Source organism: Paraburkholderia caledonica NBRC 102488, from assembly GCF_000685095.1.
In the GTDB taxonomy this organism is placed as follows: Bacteria; Pseudomonadota; Gammaproteobacteria; order Burkholderiales; family Burkholderiaceae; genus Paraburkholderia; species Paraburkholderia caledonica.
In genome coordinates, this window is record NZ_BAYE01000002.1 from 637,698 (window position 1) to 652,160 (window position 14,463).

The following is a 14,463-nucleotide window of genomic DNA, read 5'->3' on the forward strand; positions in this document are numbered from 1 at the left end:
AAAAAGCACGCGTCGCGTGTCTGCGTTATGCCGTGCCGCGGCGGCCACGGGCGATTTCGTCGCCGGCGTCGTGCGGCAAGCGTGCCGTGACCGGAATAGACAGGAATGAGAACAGGCCGACCACGACAAAAGCCGGCCAGAAGTCCGAGAACACGATGCTCGAATGACCCTGCAGATTGTGCGAAATCTGCAGCACGATACCTGCGATCGTCACCCCCAGCCCAAGCGAAAGCTGCTGGATCACGCTTGCGACGCTGGTCGCGCGGCCCACGTCGCGGCTCGGAATATCGGCGTAGGCCAACGTGTTCAACGACGTGAACTGAAGCGACGGAAAGAAGCCGCCGACCAGCACGACACACCAGATCAACCAGTGCGGCGTGCCGGGGAAGAACAGTCCGTAGATCGCGATGGCAATGCCCGCGCAGCCCGCGTTGACCATCAGCACGGTGCGAAAGCCGAAGCGTCCGAGTATGCGTGAGGTCGCCGCCTTCATGAAGATCGAGCCGAATGCGGACGCGCATGTGATCGAACCTGACAGAAACGGAGTCATGCCCAGGCCTTCCTGCAACGCGAGCGGCAACAGAAACGGCACGGCGCCGAGACCGATGCGAAAGAGCGAGCCGCCCGCCACGCTCGCGTGAAAACTCGGAATACGCAAAAGGCGCAGATCGAGCACCGGCAACTCCACGCGATTCGCGTACAGCACGTAACCCACCAGCAGCACGACACCCACAGCGCACATGCCGATCGATACGAGGTTCGGCACCAGCTCGCCGCCCACCAGCGAAAGCCCCAGCATGAACAGCGACGCGCCGCTCGCGGACAACAGGAAGCCGGTCCAGTCGAGCCGGCCTGGATGCGCTTCGCGCACGTTGGCGATGTGCTTGTTGGCGAGCCAGATGCCGAGCAGACCAATCGGAATATTGACGAAGAAGATCAGGCGCCAATGCAGATACGTGGTGATGAAGCCGCCGAGCGGCGGCCCAACCACAGGCCCGAGCAGCGCGGGCACCGTCAGATAATTGACCGCCCGTATGAAGTCGGATTTCGGCACCGAACGGAAGATGATGATGCGCCCAACCGGCACCATCATCGCGCCGCCGATGCCTTGCACGAAGCGGGCGGCCACGAACATGCCGAGCGAGGTCGACGCCGCGCACATCAGCGAGCCTGCCATGAAGATGCCGATGGCCGTGCGAAACACCGTGCGCGAACCGAAGCGGTCCGCGACCCAGCCGCAGATCGGAATGAAGACCCCGAGGCCGATCACATACGCGGTGACGGCCAGCTTGAGGGTGATGGGATCCTGACCGAGATCGCGCGCCAGAACCGGCAGCGACGTCACGATGACCGTGCCGTCCACGTTTTCCATGAACATCGCACACGCGACGATCAGCGGAACAATGAAAGCGCCTAAAGCGAAAGGCATTGGCAGAGCGACGGTTGGCAAGGCCGTCGATATAAAGCGTCGATTATGGCATTGCAGCGGCAACGAAGGTTGCGATGCGCACTGGATAGTCCTTGAACGACAAAAAGCCGGCATTGAGCCGGCTCTTTGCTGAACCTCTCGCGGTCAAGCGGATATCAACGCGACGCGCTGACGAGCGGCTGCAACTGCGGCAGGATCTCCGTGGTCGCACGGGCGACGTCGTTCGGGAAGTCGATTTCGATCCACGGCGCGCCGGTGACGTCGGCGGTATCGAACACCTGGCTGCGCTCCAGCAGCAGGTCGCGCACGGCTTCTTCGTGCGGCAGATTCGCCCGGCCGCTATCGATATAGCCCGCCACGATCTGCGCAAAGCGCTCTGCCGTTTCCTGACGGAAGCGGAAAAAGCCGACCGATTCGCCGATGGTGTCGTACTCGAGATTGACAGCCAGCTGCTTGCGCAACTCGACCGGCACGCCGTCTTTCAGGCATAGCTTCACGGGCTCGTCGCCGGCTTCGAAATCGCGGTCGATCAGCAGACGGTTGACCGTCTCGCCTGCGACGAGCGCGCTCAGGATGCGCTCGTCGTACAGCACGTCGGCGTCCATCAGCAGCACGTCGCCGCCGCGCGTCAGCGCCTCGGCCACCGTGTGCACCGTCAACACGCTGCCCAGGTCGTAACGCGTGTTCAGCACCGTTTCAACTTCGTGCGGCCAGTTGATGCGCGCCAGTTCCGCCTGCACCGACTCGGGCTGAAAACCGAGCGCCAGCACGACTTCTGTTACGCCGGCGGTTTCGAGCATCTGCAGATGCCGTTCGAGCAGGCTCATACCGTCGAACTGCAACAGGCACTTCGGGAACTGGGCTTCCGGCGGTTGCTGGAGACGCAGGCCGAGGCCCGCAGCGAGGATGATGGCACGCATGCGCGGTCCTTTGAAAAGATACGGAGTTTAATCGACAGCGGGAACGCGCCCAAGGGCGCGCCGCCTTTGCCAGCTTCGTTCGCTGAAGTGCAAGACCAGCAGACCCGGCAAGCCTAGCAGGATTTCGCGCGCGCGCTTGGTCAGCGACAACGCGAGCGCCGCGTCGGGCGGCAGACCCACCAGCGGCGCAAGCAGCAAGTAGCCGCCTTCCTGCACGCCGAGCGAGCCGGGAATCATGAAGGCCGCGCCACGAATCGCCTGGCCGACGCTTTCGAGCAGCAGCGCGTCGACCCAGTCGACCGGATGGCCGAGAAAACGCAGCGCAAGCCAGACTTCTACGGTGCCGACGATCCAGCCAGCAAGGCTCAGCGCAAAGCTCGCGGCCACGCGGGCCCGCTCGCGGTACATGGCCTGCACGGCGGCGTCGACGGCTTCGGCGCGTGTCATCAGCCCGGACCAGTCGCGTTTGCCGAACAGTTTCGACGCCACGCCGAGCAGCCGGCCGAACAGCCCGCGCCGTTGCGCATAGTAAAAGCCGACGATCATGCCGCCAAGCACCGCCGTTGCAATGAGCGTGGCAGTTTGCAGGTCGTGCAGCGCCCCATGTGCCGCGTAGGCGCCGAACATCAGCAGCCCGAAGAGCGCGAAAATGATTTGTGCGAGTGCCTGGGCGGTCGTGCTCACGGTGATGGCCGCAGCCGCGTCGCGCATCGGCATGCCGCGCTGCGACAGCTGCCGCACCATCACCACCGGCCCGCCGATCTGGCCGGCCGGCAGCAGACTGTTCACAGATTCGCCGATCCAGCGCGCGAACAGCGCGTCGCGCACCGACAGATGGTGACGCCCGCCGTCCCGGCCGCGCGGCAACAGCACCGAGATCGCGCCGGCGTCGAGCGCGAGCGGCACCACATGAAACGCGGCGACGAGCGCGAGCCCCCAACCGGCGGCGAGCAGCGTCGACACTACCGAACCGAAACCCTGCCACGCGAGCAGGCCGACAAACAGCGCCGTCCCGATCGACAGCAGAATCAGGGCCGCGCGACTCATGCGCGGTCCTTGTCGCGGGGTTTCGCCTGAGTCATTTGACGAAACACCTGGCGGAAGCCGAAATACGCAATGGCGTCTTTCATGTTGGAGATGAGACGACGCCACGGACGCATGTTCGGATCGGTGACGTATTCAAAAGTGAGCGACACGCGCATCTCGTTCGGGCCGGCCGGCGTGATGCGATGACGCAGCTTGTCGCCGTCGAAAAACACGAGGCCGCCTGGCGGAATCTGCACCGAGCCCGGCTGATCCGGCACGTCCGGATTGCGCGTGTGCAATTCATAGTCGAGACGGCAGGACGATTCGTCGATTACGCCAAGCAGCAGCGTGTAACGGCGGCCGTCGTAATACGAAGTGTCGTAGTGCCAGCCAATGTGATCGCCTGGCCGCGTGTAGTAATACAGCGCGTACGCGTGCGGATCGTCCGCCGGCGACACTTGCAGCTTGTCGCCGCTCAGCTGTTCGAGCCAGCCGATCAGTTCCTTCGAGCGATACAGTTCGGCGATGAACGGCGCAAGACGGTCGATCGTATGACGGCTCACGCTGCCGCCCTGCTTGTGACCCGGCAAATAGTTGCGGTTAACCTCGTCGAGCAGCGCACGCGCGCTATGCACCAGTTGCGCGGTGACTTCCGGCGCGAGGAAATCTTCCAGATAGAGAAATGCGCCCTGCTCGGCGAAGTCCTTGCGCAAGCGCGGATTGTCGAACGTGCGCGTGCGGCTCGCGACCGCACGGTCGGCGTCCGGCGCGGCGGGCGCTGTCTGCATTGCGGGCACGGCATGTTCTGTGTGAATCGATGCGGCCACGTCGTCTTCGGCGTGTGTACTCATTTGCCGGCCAATACTTGATGGGTTTCAGAAGCACCCGCGCCAGCTACGGCCGGCTGCGCGGTACGGCGCGAGACGCGCCAGTAATCGATCATCACCCATACGGCGAAGAGCGGTGCGCCGATCGAGGCGGCCACGACGAACGGCATCACGACGCTCGTTAGCGTGACGATGGGCAGCAGATACAACACGTCTTCTGTTTCGAAGCCGCCCACGGCGGCCTGCTTCGTGCCCGCCTTGCCGGCCATTTCCTCGATGCGCATGCGCAGGAAGAAAATCAGCGCTACGGCAATGCCGGCGATCGCGCCGAGCCAGCCTGGCGCAACCGTCAGCCCGCCGATATTCGACGCGCTCACGCCCATACCCATGCCGATAAACAGCATGACGGTGACAAGCGCATCGCAAGCGAGGTCGTAAAAATGACCGATCCGGCTCGACTTGCCGCTGATGCGTGCAAGCTCGCCATCGGTATGGTCGACGAAGTTGGACAGGACGATCAGAACCGCGCCGGCATTGGACCATGCGAAACCGCCGTGCGCGAGGCACAGCGCGCCTGCGACGCCGATCAGCAGACGCAGCGTGGTCAGATGGTTGGGCACGACACGCGTATTAACAAGCGGTGTCACGAGCCGACGGGCTAGCCGCGCGTCCCAGGTTCGGGGCGGCGGAACGTTAATTGGAGTCTGGGGTCGCGAATTCATAACCCGGAAATATATACGGGATCGAGAAAGATTGCTTTCTTCCCGTTCGTTTCTTCGTGCCTGATCGGACTCGCGAACGGTTTGCCGACTGCCCATATATGAAGCAGGATTTGCCGAATCGCGATAAAGTGCGAATCCCGTTGCGCCTGCCTCCGCGAATAGCCTCGATGTCAGACAGTCTTCGCGATTTGCGCGGGATTTGTTTTTATCCGTGCGACCCGTTGTGCACGCACTACAGCGCACCACATCGCAGTACTCGAATTCGCCGCCTTTCACGCTATGAAACGCTTTTTCCCATCTGCCGCTTCGCGCGTCTTCTGCACAGCCGCACTCGTTGCCGCCGCTCTCGCGCTGCCGCTCGCCGCTCGTGCGACCGCGCTTGACGCGCCGCTTGCCTGCAATGAAAGCGGTCATCAATTCATCGCCGATCTTGCCGGGAATCAATTGATCGACCCGAAGCCGACCCGCGTCGAAAGCAACTCGATCAACGCATTTTCTCCCGCGCAAGGCGCGGACCTGACCGCGTTCGGATTTCACATTTTCGCGGTGGTCGGGTATGAGAAGGACGATCCCATGTTCCGCGTTGGAGAGGGCGAGCCGGTGGCACGCTCGGCATACGGCGTGGTCGTGTTCGGAAGCGAATCGAAGGTACGGGCCGCCGTGACGGCGACCGGCGGCACGGCAATCGTGCACCGCGTAGCGCCGCTCATCACGGCGATCTTCTGCAAGCGGAGTTGAGGCGGCGCTTCACTGTCCGCGCCGCCTCCCGCGAAATTACAACTTGATCGACGTCGGATCGGCCGTCAGATAGCCGACCGTCGCGCCGAAGCGGTCTTTATAGTTGGCCCGCACGAGCGGATCGAGCGCGGCCTTGACCTTGTCGTGCAACGGGCTTTCCCAATCGCCCACGTGCTGGAAATTGCTCATCACGTAGGTCCAGCCGTTGATTTCGTCGACGGCGTGCAGGCCCGTCGACTCCGCGCCCGCCGGACACGACAGCACGCGCGAGAGCGTCTTCGTGTCGACGTTGTACGCCCACAGGAAGTTGTTCACGTGCATGCTGCTGTCTTCGCCGATGAAGAGCGTTCGCAGCTTCTCCGAAAACTTGAGGTTGTCCGGGTTCGCGATACGGTCGGCGTTCGCCGTGTTGCCGAGCGCGTCGGCGGTTGCCAGGTCTTCGCCGACGAGCGCCGCAGGCGCCGCCATATCGACCGGCACCCAGTTGCTATTGATCGCGCCGCCGCTGCGGTCGGTCTGGCCGCCTTTCATATTGAGCGCGTAGACCGCGCCGGCGCTGATGGCTTTGTCGACCGCCACGTCCGTCGACGCGGCATTGCCCCGCACCATCGATTTCTCGACACGCGACATCGCCGAATACAGCACCTTGTCCTTGATATTGACAGTCGTGCCTTCGAGTTTCGTGAAGCCCATGCTGCCTCCGACGAGCGCCGCGTAACGATGCGTCTCGAGGAACGTCGCGGCTTTGGTCATGCCCGGCTTCACGCGGATCCAGTTGAACGTGCCGTTGAAATTGATCTTCGTGTAAGACGTGTCAAGCGGATCGGCGGTCTTGACGTCCATGATGTCGGCCGCGGTCAGCGTGTTTGCGAGCGACTCGATTTCGTCGCTGGTTGCATGGCCCAGGTTGATCCACGAAAGCGTTGCCGCGCCTGCGCCGCTCGACGACACCTGCGTCCACTTCGCGACATAGAGCGTGCCCGCCGACAGGTCGGCTTCGCGGTCGGCAACGAACATGAAGAGCCCGCCGTTGGTGGCGTCGTCGCCCATCAGCACGGTGCGCTTGTCCGGCATCACCTGAACCAGTTCGTGCGAAATGCGGCCAAGGCAATAGTGCTTTTTGATCGTGCCGGTGCCGTCCGGGTTGACGGTGACCTCGGGCAAATGGCCATAGTGATACGGATTCGCCGTCGTCTCGCTGCCGAACAGGTTGCGGCTGAAGCCCTTGAACTGGCTATTGGAGGAGATGGTCGCAGCGTCCGGCTCGTACTCTTCGCTCGACAAATGCGTATTCCACGGCGACAGGCTCGCGCCGCAGGTAATCCACAAACCATGCACTTTCGACGTATCGACGTTGTGATAGCCGACGAGCGTGAGCTTGCCGGTGGCCGGGTCCTGATCGAGCGTCAGCACGGCGATCGGCGACGGCAACTGTCCGTACATCGACACGAGGCTCTGGTCGCGCGTCGCGTACTCGAACTGCACGACTGCGAACACGGCGTTGCCTTTGATTCCCTTCACGGCCGGATTGTCGAGACGGATCAGCGAACTGCCGTCCGGGCAATCGGAGTAGAACTGACGCTCCTTGCCCACAACCGATTTGTCGATGATCGGCTGATTGTTGATGTCCACGTAGCCGCCGGCAAGAATCGTCCCGCCCTTGATGTTCGGCACCATGTCGCCGGTAATGAAGAACGGCTGGTATGAGAGCTTGAACGTGCGGCTGCTGCCGTCGCTCAACTGTACGGTCAGCGATGAGCCCACCGTGGTTTTCGCCATTGCGGCGGGATCTGCCAGCGTCGGCGCCGCCATTGCGCTGAAAGCCGCCGACACGAAATTGGCGACCGGCCTGGCTGGCGTCGCGAGGTCGTCGCTGCCGCCGCACCCGCTCAGCATGGAAGCCGTGGCGAGACCGCCCAATGGGAACATCGGCAACATCGGCACGCCGGAGAACAGTTTCAGGGCCTTGCGGCGGGAAGGGTCGAACGGCTCAGCCATGTTGTCGTAATCCTGGTTGTGGGTGGCGTGGATAACTCACAGCCGCACGACTCGGATTCAGACCGCATGGTTCGCGCTCGCGCCGCTATGACGCGAGGATTCTATGAAGCGAATGTGAAAGTATATTGACAGCCGTTGGTAATATCCACTCCGGCAACAACCAACTTTAAGAGCTGGTGTTAGCCGGGACGCCGGAAGTCATTCTCGACCCACGCAGAAGCGCTCGCCTTGCTGAGCTTGAAATTAGGTGCAACCTGCACTTGCGCGAGTTGCTCGCCGAATGTGTCGAGCGCTGTCAGCAGCGCGTAGGGTTCGTCTTCATCCGGCACGATGTCCAGCGTGATGTCGAGTTCGTTGTTGCCGTCCGCGCTCGACACGCGTACTTCCTTGTGAAGTTGCGCGCGCAGTTGCTGTTCATGACGGCGCAACACTTCAGACGCGGTTTTCACCAGCGTGTTGAACGCGCCCGTGTCGAGCGGCTTCGGGTCTTTCTTGTTGCGACCCATTGTCCATGGGCCGACAAGCGCGGGCTCGGCCTCGCCGTCCTTGATCATTTCGACGGCCCAGCCTTCGTCGTCTTCATTCTTGATGACGCGAGCGGTCCAGCCGTCGTCGCGCCAAAGACGCGCTTCGTGCAGCGTTTCGGGCTCGCCTTCGATCTGCGTGGTATCGGGTGCGGACGCGCCTTCCGTCGTGGGATCAGCAGCTTGGTCGGACGAGGGAAGGGTTGGGTCGGTCATTACAGGTTCACTCACTATCGCTGGACTTGAAACACATATCGAGCATGCAATTCTACCCGCCTCCGGCGCGCCGACCGCCACGCTCTGACGAACGGACAAGTCCTGGCGGTCGTTTCGCTGGTCGAAATACTGCATTTCGCCATTTGAATGGAACTAATAATCCCGTTATAAAAATAGCGCAAAAATTTGCGTCTTACCGCGCATAAAATCGATAAAACGTTGGTCTTTAATGGAAGGCAATGCAGATATCAGAAATGACAGCGAGTGGAATGGAACTTCCGACGAAGAAGACTTTATTGCGTGAAATGCCGGCAATTCGGCCTTACGTCGACAGCTTCAGCAAGAGTTCTGACAGCAATGCACTTTGAAAGCCGTCGCGCGCCAACAACAATGGAATGAGAGGGAATGCGGCACCCTATTCGCGCGCATTGTTAATTTCCTTTATTTTTGCGCACTTACGTCATTTGTATATCTTCATTACGGATTCTGGAAATGAGTGTTGCGCCGTTTGCGCAATTGGATAAGCGAATAGCGGGAATACACTTCGCAGCGGATCGGCACGTGGCCGACGCAATCAGCGCAATCCACGGCCCCACCCCGAATGCGATTCTCGATGCACTGTCCTGGAGTCATGAAATGAAAAGAACCCTCATCGCAGCAGGTCTCATGGGCGCATTCGCGCTCAACGCACACGCACAAAGCAGCGTCACGTTGTACGGCACACTCGACGCCGGCCTCGTGTATTCGAACAACCAGGGCGGCCACAGCAACTGGCAGCAAGGTAGCGGTTCGGTGTCGAACACCTACTTCGGCTTGCGCGGCAGCGAAGACCTGGGCGGCGGTCTGCACGCCATCTTCACGTTGGAGAGCGGCTTCAATCTGAACAACGGCCAGTTTTCCGAAGGCAACACGCTCTTCAATCGCCAGGCATTCGTCGGCTTGAAGAGCGACCAGTACGGCACGCTCACGCTCGGCCGTCAATACGATTCGGTGGTCGACTATCTCGCGCCGCTGTCGGAAGCGGGCGCAGGCTACGGCAATAATCTCGCGGCCCACCCGTTCGACAACGACAACCTGGACAACTCGTTCTCGATCAAGAACGCGGTCAAGTACACGAGCGCGAATTATGCGGGCCTGAAATTCGGCGGCCTGTACGGCTTCAGCAATTCGGCCGGCCAGTTCTCGAACAATCGCGCATGGAGCGCGGGCGCTTCGTATGACAATGGTCCGCTGAGCGTCGCGGCGGCTTATCTGCAATTGAACAAGTCGGGCAGCTCGAATCTGGGCGGCGCCGTTTCGCAAGGCGACGGCACTGCGCAGATCGCGGCTAACCTGCAGCGCACGTATGGTGCGGGCATCAACTACACATACGGTCCGGCAACTGCAGGCTTCGTGTACACGCATACGCAACTGGACGGCATCACCGGCATCGACGTCGGCGGTGCAACGCTCCCAGGCATTGCCGGCACCAACCTGCACATGGACAACTACGAAGTGAACGGCCGCTACGCGCTGACGCCGGCAATGAGCCTCGCGGCTTCGTACACGTTCACGGACGGCAAAGTGTCGGGCTCCAACGGCTCGGGCGATCCGAAGTGGCATACGGTCTCGCTGCAAGGCGATTACTCGCTCAGCAAGCGTACCGACGTCTACGTCGAAGGCGTGTATCAGCATGCATCGGGCGAACTCGGCAACTTTGGTTCGAACGTAGCGGCGATCAATACGCTCGCGCCGTCGTCGACGGGCAACCAGGTTGCCGCCGCTGTCGGCCTGCGTCACCGCTTCTAACTCTCCACGCAGTGCTTGCAGCGCGAGCCTACCGATTCGCGCTGCTTCCGAACCCGCCCGTGACACGATCACGTCGCGGGTTTTTTTGGGGCGCGACGTTTCAGCTTGTAACGAAAGTGACGGCGCGAGCGCGTGCTCGGTATACTCGGGCGTCCGCATTTCTCTTCGCAATCAAACGTGTTCGCTGCGAGTGGTTTCAGCGAGCGCCCAATGCAAGTGAAAGGCGGCTTTGTCGCGAAGCATCGCATTGCATTGACCGCGCTATGCTTCGCCCGCACAAGATTCCCGCAAATGTCCGGGGACGCCGACGACCTCACCATGAAACGAATTTTTCTGCTTGCTCCCGCCGCCGTGGCGATCGCCACTCTCGCGGCTTGCGGTTCCTCCAACGGGCCTTCCGCACGCGACGCGTCGCAGCCCATGATCTACGTGTCGTCGCAACGTGCTCCCGCGTACATTGCCAGTTGCCTGGAAAGCCGCTTGTCGAGAGTTCGCCTGTCGCGCGTGGGCAGCGCGACCGAGATCGCGGTCGGCTCAGATTCGAACAATTCATATTTCGTCACGTTGACGCCGTCGAACGCGGGCTCCGTGATCAAGGTCATGCATCCGGCCAACGCGCCCGACGATCCACCGGAACCGGAAATGCGCTTCAATATCGCACGTTGTGCGACCTGATTATTGCAGCCGGCGCGCGTGATTCGCGTTGATTGCGCCTTTGTTTAATGCGTGACACGCGATGTCGCGACACGTTTCTATCGACGCCCCGGCTATTTTTCTGCGCGTCTATCTGCGACCATAGCCGCCCCTCTTCTTCACGCGGCGCGCTGCGTCGTGAATTCCGATGGCATCCAGCAAAGCACATCACGCAACCGGTTTCGCGGCGGGCGTCATTGCCGCGGCGGTCGCGGCGCGCATCGGCGGCGGCCACGACGGTGCGTTTTATATCGGCGTACTAATGAGCTTTATCGCGGGCGTAGCGGGAAGCACCGCGCCGGACTGGCTCGAAGTCGCGTGGTGGTCGCGCGCACGCCGGCTGTGGATCGCGCATCGCACGTTGACGCATTGGGGCATTGGCTGGATCGCGCTGCTCGCCGTTTCCTACCGTGGACTCGGGCATTCGATTTATGCGGCGGCCGCGTTCGGCTTTGCATGCGGCGGCCTGATGCATCTGCTCGCCGACTGGCCCAATCCGCTCGGCGTGCCGTGGATCGCCGGACGGCATTCGCTGAATCTATGGAATAGCGGACATTGCGACCTGATCGTAGTCGCGGCTTCATGGGCGGCGGCCTGGTTTGTCGGCCGGCATGTCGGACTGCCCGGATTAGATCTTTGGCAGCATCTGCGCTTGTGAATCTCGCGCTCGTGTGGGCGCAGCGTGAGTTTGCGTCAACGCATCGCAGCAGCGTAGTTCGCGGGCGTGACGCCGAGCAGGCGCACAAAGGCGCGCGTCATGTGACTCTGATCGGCAAAGCCCGCAGCGGCAGCCGCGTCGGCGAGCGACACACCGCGCGCTATCCATTGCCGCGCCAGCACCACGCGCCGCTGCATCCGGTATGCGTGCGGCGGCAAGCCGATTTCATGCGCAAACGCTCGCAGCAACTGGAAGCGGCTCATGCCGGCTTCGCCGGCGAGATCGGCGAGTGTGAGCGGCGCTGACGGATCGTCGTCGATGCGCGCTTTCGCGCGCGCAATGGGCCCCGCGCGACGCAACGATAAAGCATGCGTTTCATCGCTCGCCTGCGTGGTTGCGTGAGCGTCAAGCAGATGAGCAAGCAGTTCGAGCAACGCCTGTTCCCGCGCCAACGCGTCGGGTGCGCCCGGCGCCTCTATCGCCGCCGCGAATAATCGTTCAAAAAGATGTTTGAGCAGCGGGTCGTGCACCACGGGCTGCGTGAGTTCTATCTCGCGCGCCGCCGCGCCGCTCAATTCGGCCGCCGCGCTCACCAGCATCGACGGCTCAAAATAGAGCATGCGCCACGCGCGGCCGCGTTCATCGAGCGGACTGCCGTCGTGCACTTCGCCGGGATTCACCATGATCGCGTCGTTGGCGCGCGCTTCGACGGGGCCGCGTCCGCTCGCCGATTTATGTCCGCCACTGACTATCACGCCGACCCCAAAGCGGTCGTGCGAATGGCGCGGAAACGCATGCGCGGTTTGCGCCACCGTCGCCTCGACGCCTGCAATCGTGCAACGAGGCATGTGGACACGGCCACGCGACGCGTCGCGCCCGCGCATCAACGCCGCCCTTCTTCGCCCCGCTCTCCTTCGCGGACCTTGCCTTGCGACACGCTGCTGCCCGGCGGCACGCTATGCGTGAGCCACACATTGCCGCCGATCACCGAGCCGCGCCCAATCGTTACTCGTCCGAGGATCGTCGCGCCGGCGTAGATCACCACGTCGTCTTCGACGATTGGATGCCGCGCATTGCCCTTGATCAGCGCGCCGTCGATATCCGCCGCGAAGCTCTTCGCGCCCAGTGTCACCGCCTGATAAACGCGCACGTGTTCACCGATGATCGCCGTTTCACCGATCACGACGCCCGTGCCGTGGTCGATGAAAAAGCTCGGGCCAATCGTCGCGCCAGGGTGAATGTCGATGCCGGTCGCCGAGTGCGCGATCTCGTTGATGAAGCGCGCGAGCAACGGCACGCCGAGACGATGCAGCGCATGCGCGAGGCGGTGATGCGTCATCGCCCATACGCCGGGATAGCAGAGCAGAATTTCGGTGATGTGCTGCGCGGCCGGGTCGCCCGTGAACGCCGCCTGAATGTCGCTGACGAGCAGCGCGCGAATGCCCGGCAACTGCGTGCCGAACTGGCGCGCAACCTCGAAGGCACGCGCTCGCAGTTCCGTCTCGGGCGTTTGCGCGTGTTCCGGCAGAAACCGCAGCGCGCGGCGGATCTGCTCCGCGAGCAAACGCAGCGTGCTTTCGAGCGTGTGTCCGACGTAGTAGTCGACGGTTTCGTCAGTAAGATCCGGCGCGCCGTAGTGCGTGGGAAATAGCGCTGCGCGCAGGCCAGCGACGATGTTGACCACCGCTTCGCGCGACGGCAGTTCGCGAATGCCGAGCGGATGCCGCGTACGATGCAACTCTTCGCGCGACGCACGCAGGTCCGCGACGATCTGTTCAAGGCCCCAGTTGTGGGTAGGCACGTTAGGCATAGAAGGACAGCGCCGTGCGAGGAGCACGGTATCGAGTGATTGTCCCGAGAGATTACCGCGTTTTGCCGCGGCTCGCGCAGCGTTGCGCGCAAGGCAAAGGCGGACGTGCGCTCAGATGGTCAGGCTGCTCGCGTCGATCCAGCGCACCGCCCAGTCGCGCGCATGCGCAATTGCGGCGGCCTCGTCGCGAAAGCACAGGTCCGTCGGGAAAAAACGGTTGGCGACGAGTTCACCGTCGCTCGACCGCGAGATGACGACGTAAGGTTGCCAACTGCCGTCGCCGGCGCGCGCCGGTGCGCAATTTAACAAATAGCCGCGATGTGTGAATGCAGCATCGAAGTGCATGTGTCACCCGCCCTGACGGCCCCGTAGAATGTTTTGAGTAAGCCCGCGCTCGTTGCACCGGTTTTGATAAACAGCGAATCTCGCGAGAACCCGATTAAGCGCTGTTGAAGAACACGCCCCGCTCGCCGGAGTATGATCATACTCTGTAGAAAATGCGCGTTCATTAAAAAAAACGAAAGACGCGCGCACGCAATCGCCTTGGTGAGGGAACGGACCTTGCAGTTCTGAACCCAACTTCTTGAAAGGAGAATGCATATGAACACCCATATCGACAAAGCAGCAGACGCCGGCAAGCCCACTGTCCAGAACGGCCCGCGTACCGCCGAATCGCACAATGACCGCACACACGACAGCACGGTCGACACCGACGGCAAGAACCACGAAGCCGCGCGCATTGCGGGCCAGAGTCCGATAGCAGTCGACGAAATCACGACCAGCAACGCGACGCTCGCCAACAGCGTGCCGGAAGCGCTCGACGGCATGGCCGGGTTCGACAGCCGCGTGGGGGGCAATCATCTGCTGCTCGCGCTCGAGCCGGGCTATATGGTGATCGACAAAGGCATGTTCGAGCCGCAGGGGCTCCATTCGACCGATGACCTGTTCGACTATTCGCGCCCAGGCGAAAACCGCCATGAACGCGGCCGCATTCATTACGCCCTTAATCATTTGCGACCCACACGGGTGATCGAAATACAGCAGGTGAAATAATCTGCCGATTTGCACTCGCGTTTGAATCTGGGCGAAGAGGCCTATTTGTAGGCGGATATCA

General features: G+C 62.0%; 15 protein-coding genes. 5 read left to right on the top strand and 10 right to left on the bottom strand.

The window, feature by feature from the left end; genetic code table 11:
- Positions 1 to 25: 25 nt before the first annotated feature.
- The 5 genes from BCA01S_RS06765 to BCA01S_RS06785 are packed head-to-tail and all read right to left on the bottom strand — an operon-like array spanning position 26 to position 4,924.
- Complete coding sequence (locus BCA01S_RS06765; RefSeq protein WP_255218468.1) at positions 26 to 1,543, bottom strand: MFS transporter; 1,518 nt, start codon at positions 1,541 to 1,543, stop codon at positions 26 to 28.
- A gap of 41 nt (positions 1,544 to 1,584) precedes the next feature.
- The gene (locus BCA01S_RS06770; RefSeq protein ID WP_020066640.1) at positions 1,585 to 2,349 is read right to left on the bottom strand and encodes a phosphocholine cytidylyltransferase family protein; all 765 of its coding nucleotides are present in this window, start codon (positions 2,347 to 2,349) and stop codon (positions 1,585 to 1,587) included.
- 27 nt (positions 2,350 to 2,376) lie between these two features.
- Positions 2,377 to 3,396, bottom strand: a complete 1,020-nt coding sequence (locus BCA01S_RS06775; protein ID WP_020066641.1) for a flippase-like domain-containing protein — start codon at positions 3,394 to 3,396, stop codon at positions 2,377 to 2,379.
- Positions 3,393 to 4,226: a HalD/BesD family halogenase gene (locus tag BCA01S_RS06780; protein WP_027776280.1), complete on the bottom strand. Its 834-nt coding sequence runs from the start codon at positions 4,224 to 4,226 to the stop codon at positions 3,393 to 3,395. Before BCA01S_RS06780 ends, BCA01S_RS06775 begins: the two co-directional genes overlap by 4 nt.
- Positions 4,223 to 4,924 carry a CDP-alcohol phosphatidyltransferase family protein gene (locus BCA01S_RS06785; protein ID WP_027776281.1) on the bottom strand — a complete coding sequence of 234 codons (702 nt, stop codon included), beginning with the start codon at positions 4,922 to 4,924 and terminating at the stop codon, positions 4,223 to 4,225. Before BCA01S_RS06785 ends, BCA01S_RS06780 begins: the two co-directional genes overlap by 4 nt.
- Before the next feature lie 279 nt (positions 4,925 to 5,203).
- On the opposite strand from BCA01S_RS06785, the gene BCA01S_RS06790 reads away from it, so the two are divergent.
- A complete protein-coding gene (locus BCA01S_RS06790) occupies positions 5,204 to 5,662 on the top strand; it encodes a hypothetical protein (protein ID WP_027776282.1) in 459 nt (152 codons plus the stop codon).
- A 36-nt stretch (positions 5,663 to 5,698) separates the two neighbouring features.
- On the opposite strand, the gene BCA01S_RS06795 is transcribed toward BCA01S_RS06790, so the two are convergent.
- Both BCA01S_RS06795 and BCA01S_RS06800 read right to left on the bottom strand, forming a co-directional pair.
- Positions 5,699 to 7,660, bottom strand: a complete 1,962-nt coding sequence (locus BCA01S_RS06795) for a PhoX family protein (RefSeq protein WP_027776283.1) — start codon at positions 7,658 to 7,660, stop codon at positions 5,699 to 5,701.
- Between the two features lie 179 nt (positions 7,661 to 7,839).
- Positions 7,840 to 8,400 (bottom strand): hypothetical protein, encoded by a 561-nt coding sequence (locus BCA01S_RS06800; protein ID WP_027776284.1) that lies wholly within the window; start codon positions 8,398 to 8,400, stop codon positions 7,840 to 7,842.
- A gap of 636 nt (positions 8,401 to 9,036) precedes the next feature.
- On the opposite strand from BCA01S_RS06800, the gene BCA01S_RS06810 reads away from it, so the two are divergent.
- The 3 genes from BCA01S_RS06810 to BCA01S_RS06820 all read left to right on the top strand — a co-directional run bounded on the left by BCA01S_RS06810 (position 9,037) and on the right by BCA01S_RS06820 (position 11,539).
- Positions 9,037 to 10,188 (top strand): porin, encoded by a 1,152-nt coding sequence (locus BCA01S_RS06810; protein WP_020066647.1) that lies wholly within the window; start codon positions 9,037 to 9,039, stop codon positions 10,186 to 10,188.
- Positions 10,189 to 10,398: 210 nt separating this feature from the next.
- Positions 10,399 to 10,863 (top strand): hypothetical protein, encoded by a 465-nt coding sequence (locus BCA01S_RS34635; protein ID WP_042318059.1) that lies wholly within the window; start codon positions 10,399 to 10,401, stop codon positions 10,861 to 10,863.
- A gap of 166 nt (positions 10,864 to 11,029) precedes the next feature.
- A complete protein-coding gene (locus BCA01S_RS06820; RefSeq protein ID WP_027776286.1) occupies positions 11,030 to 11,539 on the top strand; it encodes a metal-dependent hydrolase in 510 nt (169 codons plus the stop codon).
- A 35-nt stretch (positions 11,540 to 11,574) separates the two neighbouring features.
- On the opposite strand, the gene BCA01S_RS06825 is transcribed toward BCA01S_RS06820, so the two are convergent.
- From BCA01S_RS06825 to BCA01S_RS06835, 3 genes are all read right to left on the bottom strand, one after another.
- The gene (locus tag BCA01S_RS06825) at positions 11,575 to 12,423 is read right to left on the bottom strand and encodes an AraC family transcriptional regulator (RefSeq protein ID WP_027776287.1); all 849 of its coding nucleotides are present in this window, start codon (positions 12,421 to 12,423) and stop codon (positions 11,575 to 11,577) included.
- The gene (gene epsC, locus BCA01S_RS06830) at positions 12,423 to 13,349 is read right to left on the bottom strand and encodes a serine O-acetyltransferase EpsC (RefSeq protein ID WP_027776288.1); all 927 of its coding nucleotides are present in this window, start codon (positions 13,347 to 13,349) and stop codon (positions 12,423 to 12,425) included. The genes BCA01S_RS06825 and epsC overlap by 1 nt, the downstream gene beginning before the upstream one ends.
- A 111-nt stretch (positions 13,350 to 13,460) precedes the next feature.
- A complete protein-coding gene (locus BCA01S_RS06835; RefSeq protein ID WP_027776289.1) occupies positions 13,461 to 13,694 on the bottom strand; it encodes a hypothetical protein in 234 nt (77 codons plus the stop codon).
- A gap of 255 nt (positions 13,695 to 13,949) precedes the next feature.
- Between BCA01S_RS06835 and BCA01S_RS06840 the strand changes: the two genes are divergently transcribed.
- The gene (locus BCA01S_RS06840) at positions 13,950 to 14,402 is read left to right on the top strand and encodes a DUF3005 domain-containing protein (protein ID WP_027776290.1); all 453 of its coding nucleotides are present in this window, start codon (positions 13,950 to 13,952) and stop codon (positions 14,400 to 14,402) included.
- Positions 14,403 to 14,463 lie beyond the last annotated feature (61 nt).

Bases quoted from the DNA above. Each gene is read 5' to 3' on its own strand.
- BCA01S_RS06765 (WP_255218468.1), bottom strand. From the start codon at position 1,543: ATGCCGGCTTTTTGTCGTTCAAGGACTATCCAGTGCGCATCGCAACCT.
- BCA01S_RS06770 (WP_020066640.1), bottom strand. From the start codon at position 2,349: ATGCGTGCCATCATCCTCGCTGCGGGCCTCGGCCTGCGTCTCCAGCAA.
- BCA01S_RS06775 (WP_020066641.1), bottom strand. From the start codon at position 3,396: ATGAGTCGCGCGGCCCTGATTCTGCTGTCGATCGGGACGGCGCTGTTT.
- BCA01S_RS06780 (WP_027776280.1), bottom strand. From the start codon at position 4,226: ATGAGTACACACGCCGAAGACGACGTGGCCGCATCGATTCACACAGAA.
- BCA01S_RS06785 (WP_027776281.1), bottom strand. From the start codon at position 4,924: ATGAATTCGCGACCCCAGACTCCAATTAACGTTCCGCCGCCCCGAACC.
- BCA01S_RS06790 (WP_027776282.1), top strand. From the start codon at position 5,204: ATGAAACGCTTTTTCCCATCTGCCGCTTCGCGCGTCTTCTGCACAGCC.
- BCA01S_RS06795 (WP_027776283.1), bottom strand. From the start codon at position 7,660: ATGGCTGAGCCGTTCGACCCTTCCCGCCGCAAGGCCCTGAAACTGTTC.
- BCA01S_RS06800 (WP_027776284.1), bottom strand. From the start codon at position 8,400: ATGACCGACCCAACCCTTCCCTCGTCCGACCAAGCTGCTGATCCCACG.
- BCA01S_RS06810 (WP_020066647.1), top strand. From the start codon at position 9,037: ATGAAAAGAACCCTCATCGCAGCAGGTCTCATGGGCGCATTCGCGCTC.
- BCA01S_RS34635 (WP_042318059.1), top strand. From the start codon at position 10,399: ATGCAAGTGAAAGGCGGCTTTGTCGCGAAGCATCGCATTGCATTGACC.
- BCA01S_RS06820 (WP_027776286.1), top strand. From the start codon at position 11,030: ATGGCATCCAGCAAAGCACATCACGCAACCGGTTTCGCGGCGGGCGTC.
- BCA01S_RS06825 (WP_027776287.1), bottom strand. From the start codon at position 12,423: ATGCGCGGGCGCGACGCGTCGCGTGGCCGTGTCCACATGCCTCGTTGC.
- epsC (WP_027776288.1), bottom strand. From the start codon at position 13,349: ATGCCTAACGTGCCTACCCACAACTGGGGCCTTGAACAGATCGTCGCG.
- BCA01S_RS06835 (WP_027776289.1), bottom strand. From the start codon at position 13,694: ATGCACTTCGATGCTGCATTCACACATCGCGGCTATTTGTTAAATTGC.
- BCA01S_RS06840 (WP_027776290.1), top strand. From the start codon at position 13,950: ATGAACACCCATATCGACAAAGCAGCAGACGCCGGCAAGCCCACTGTC.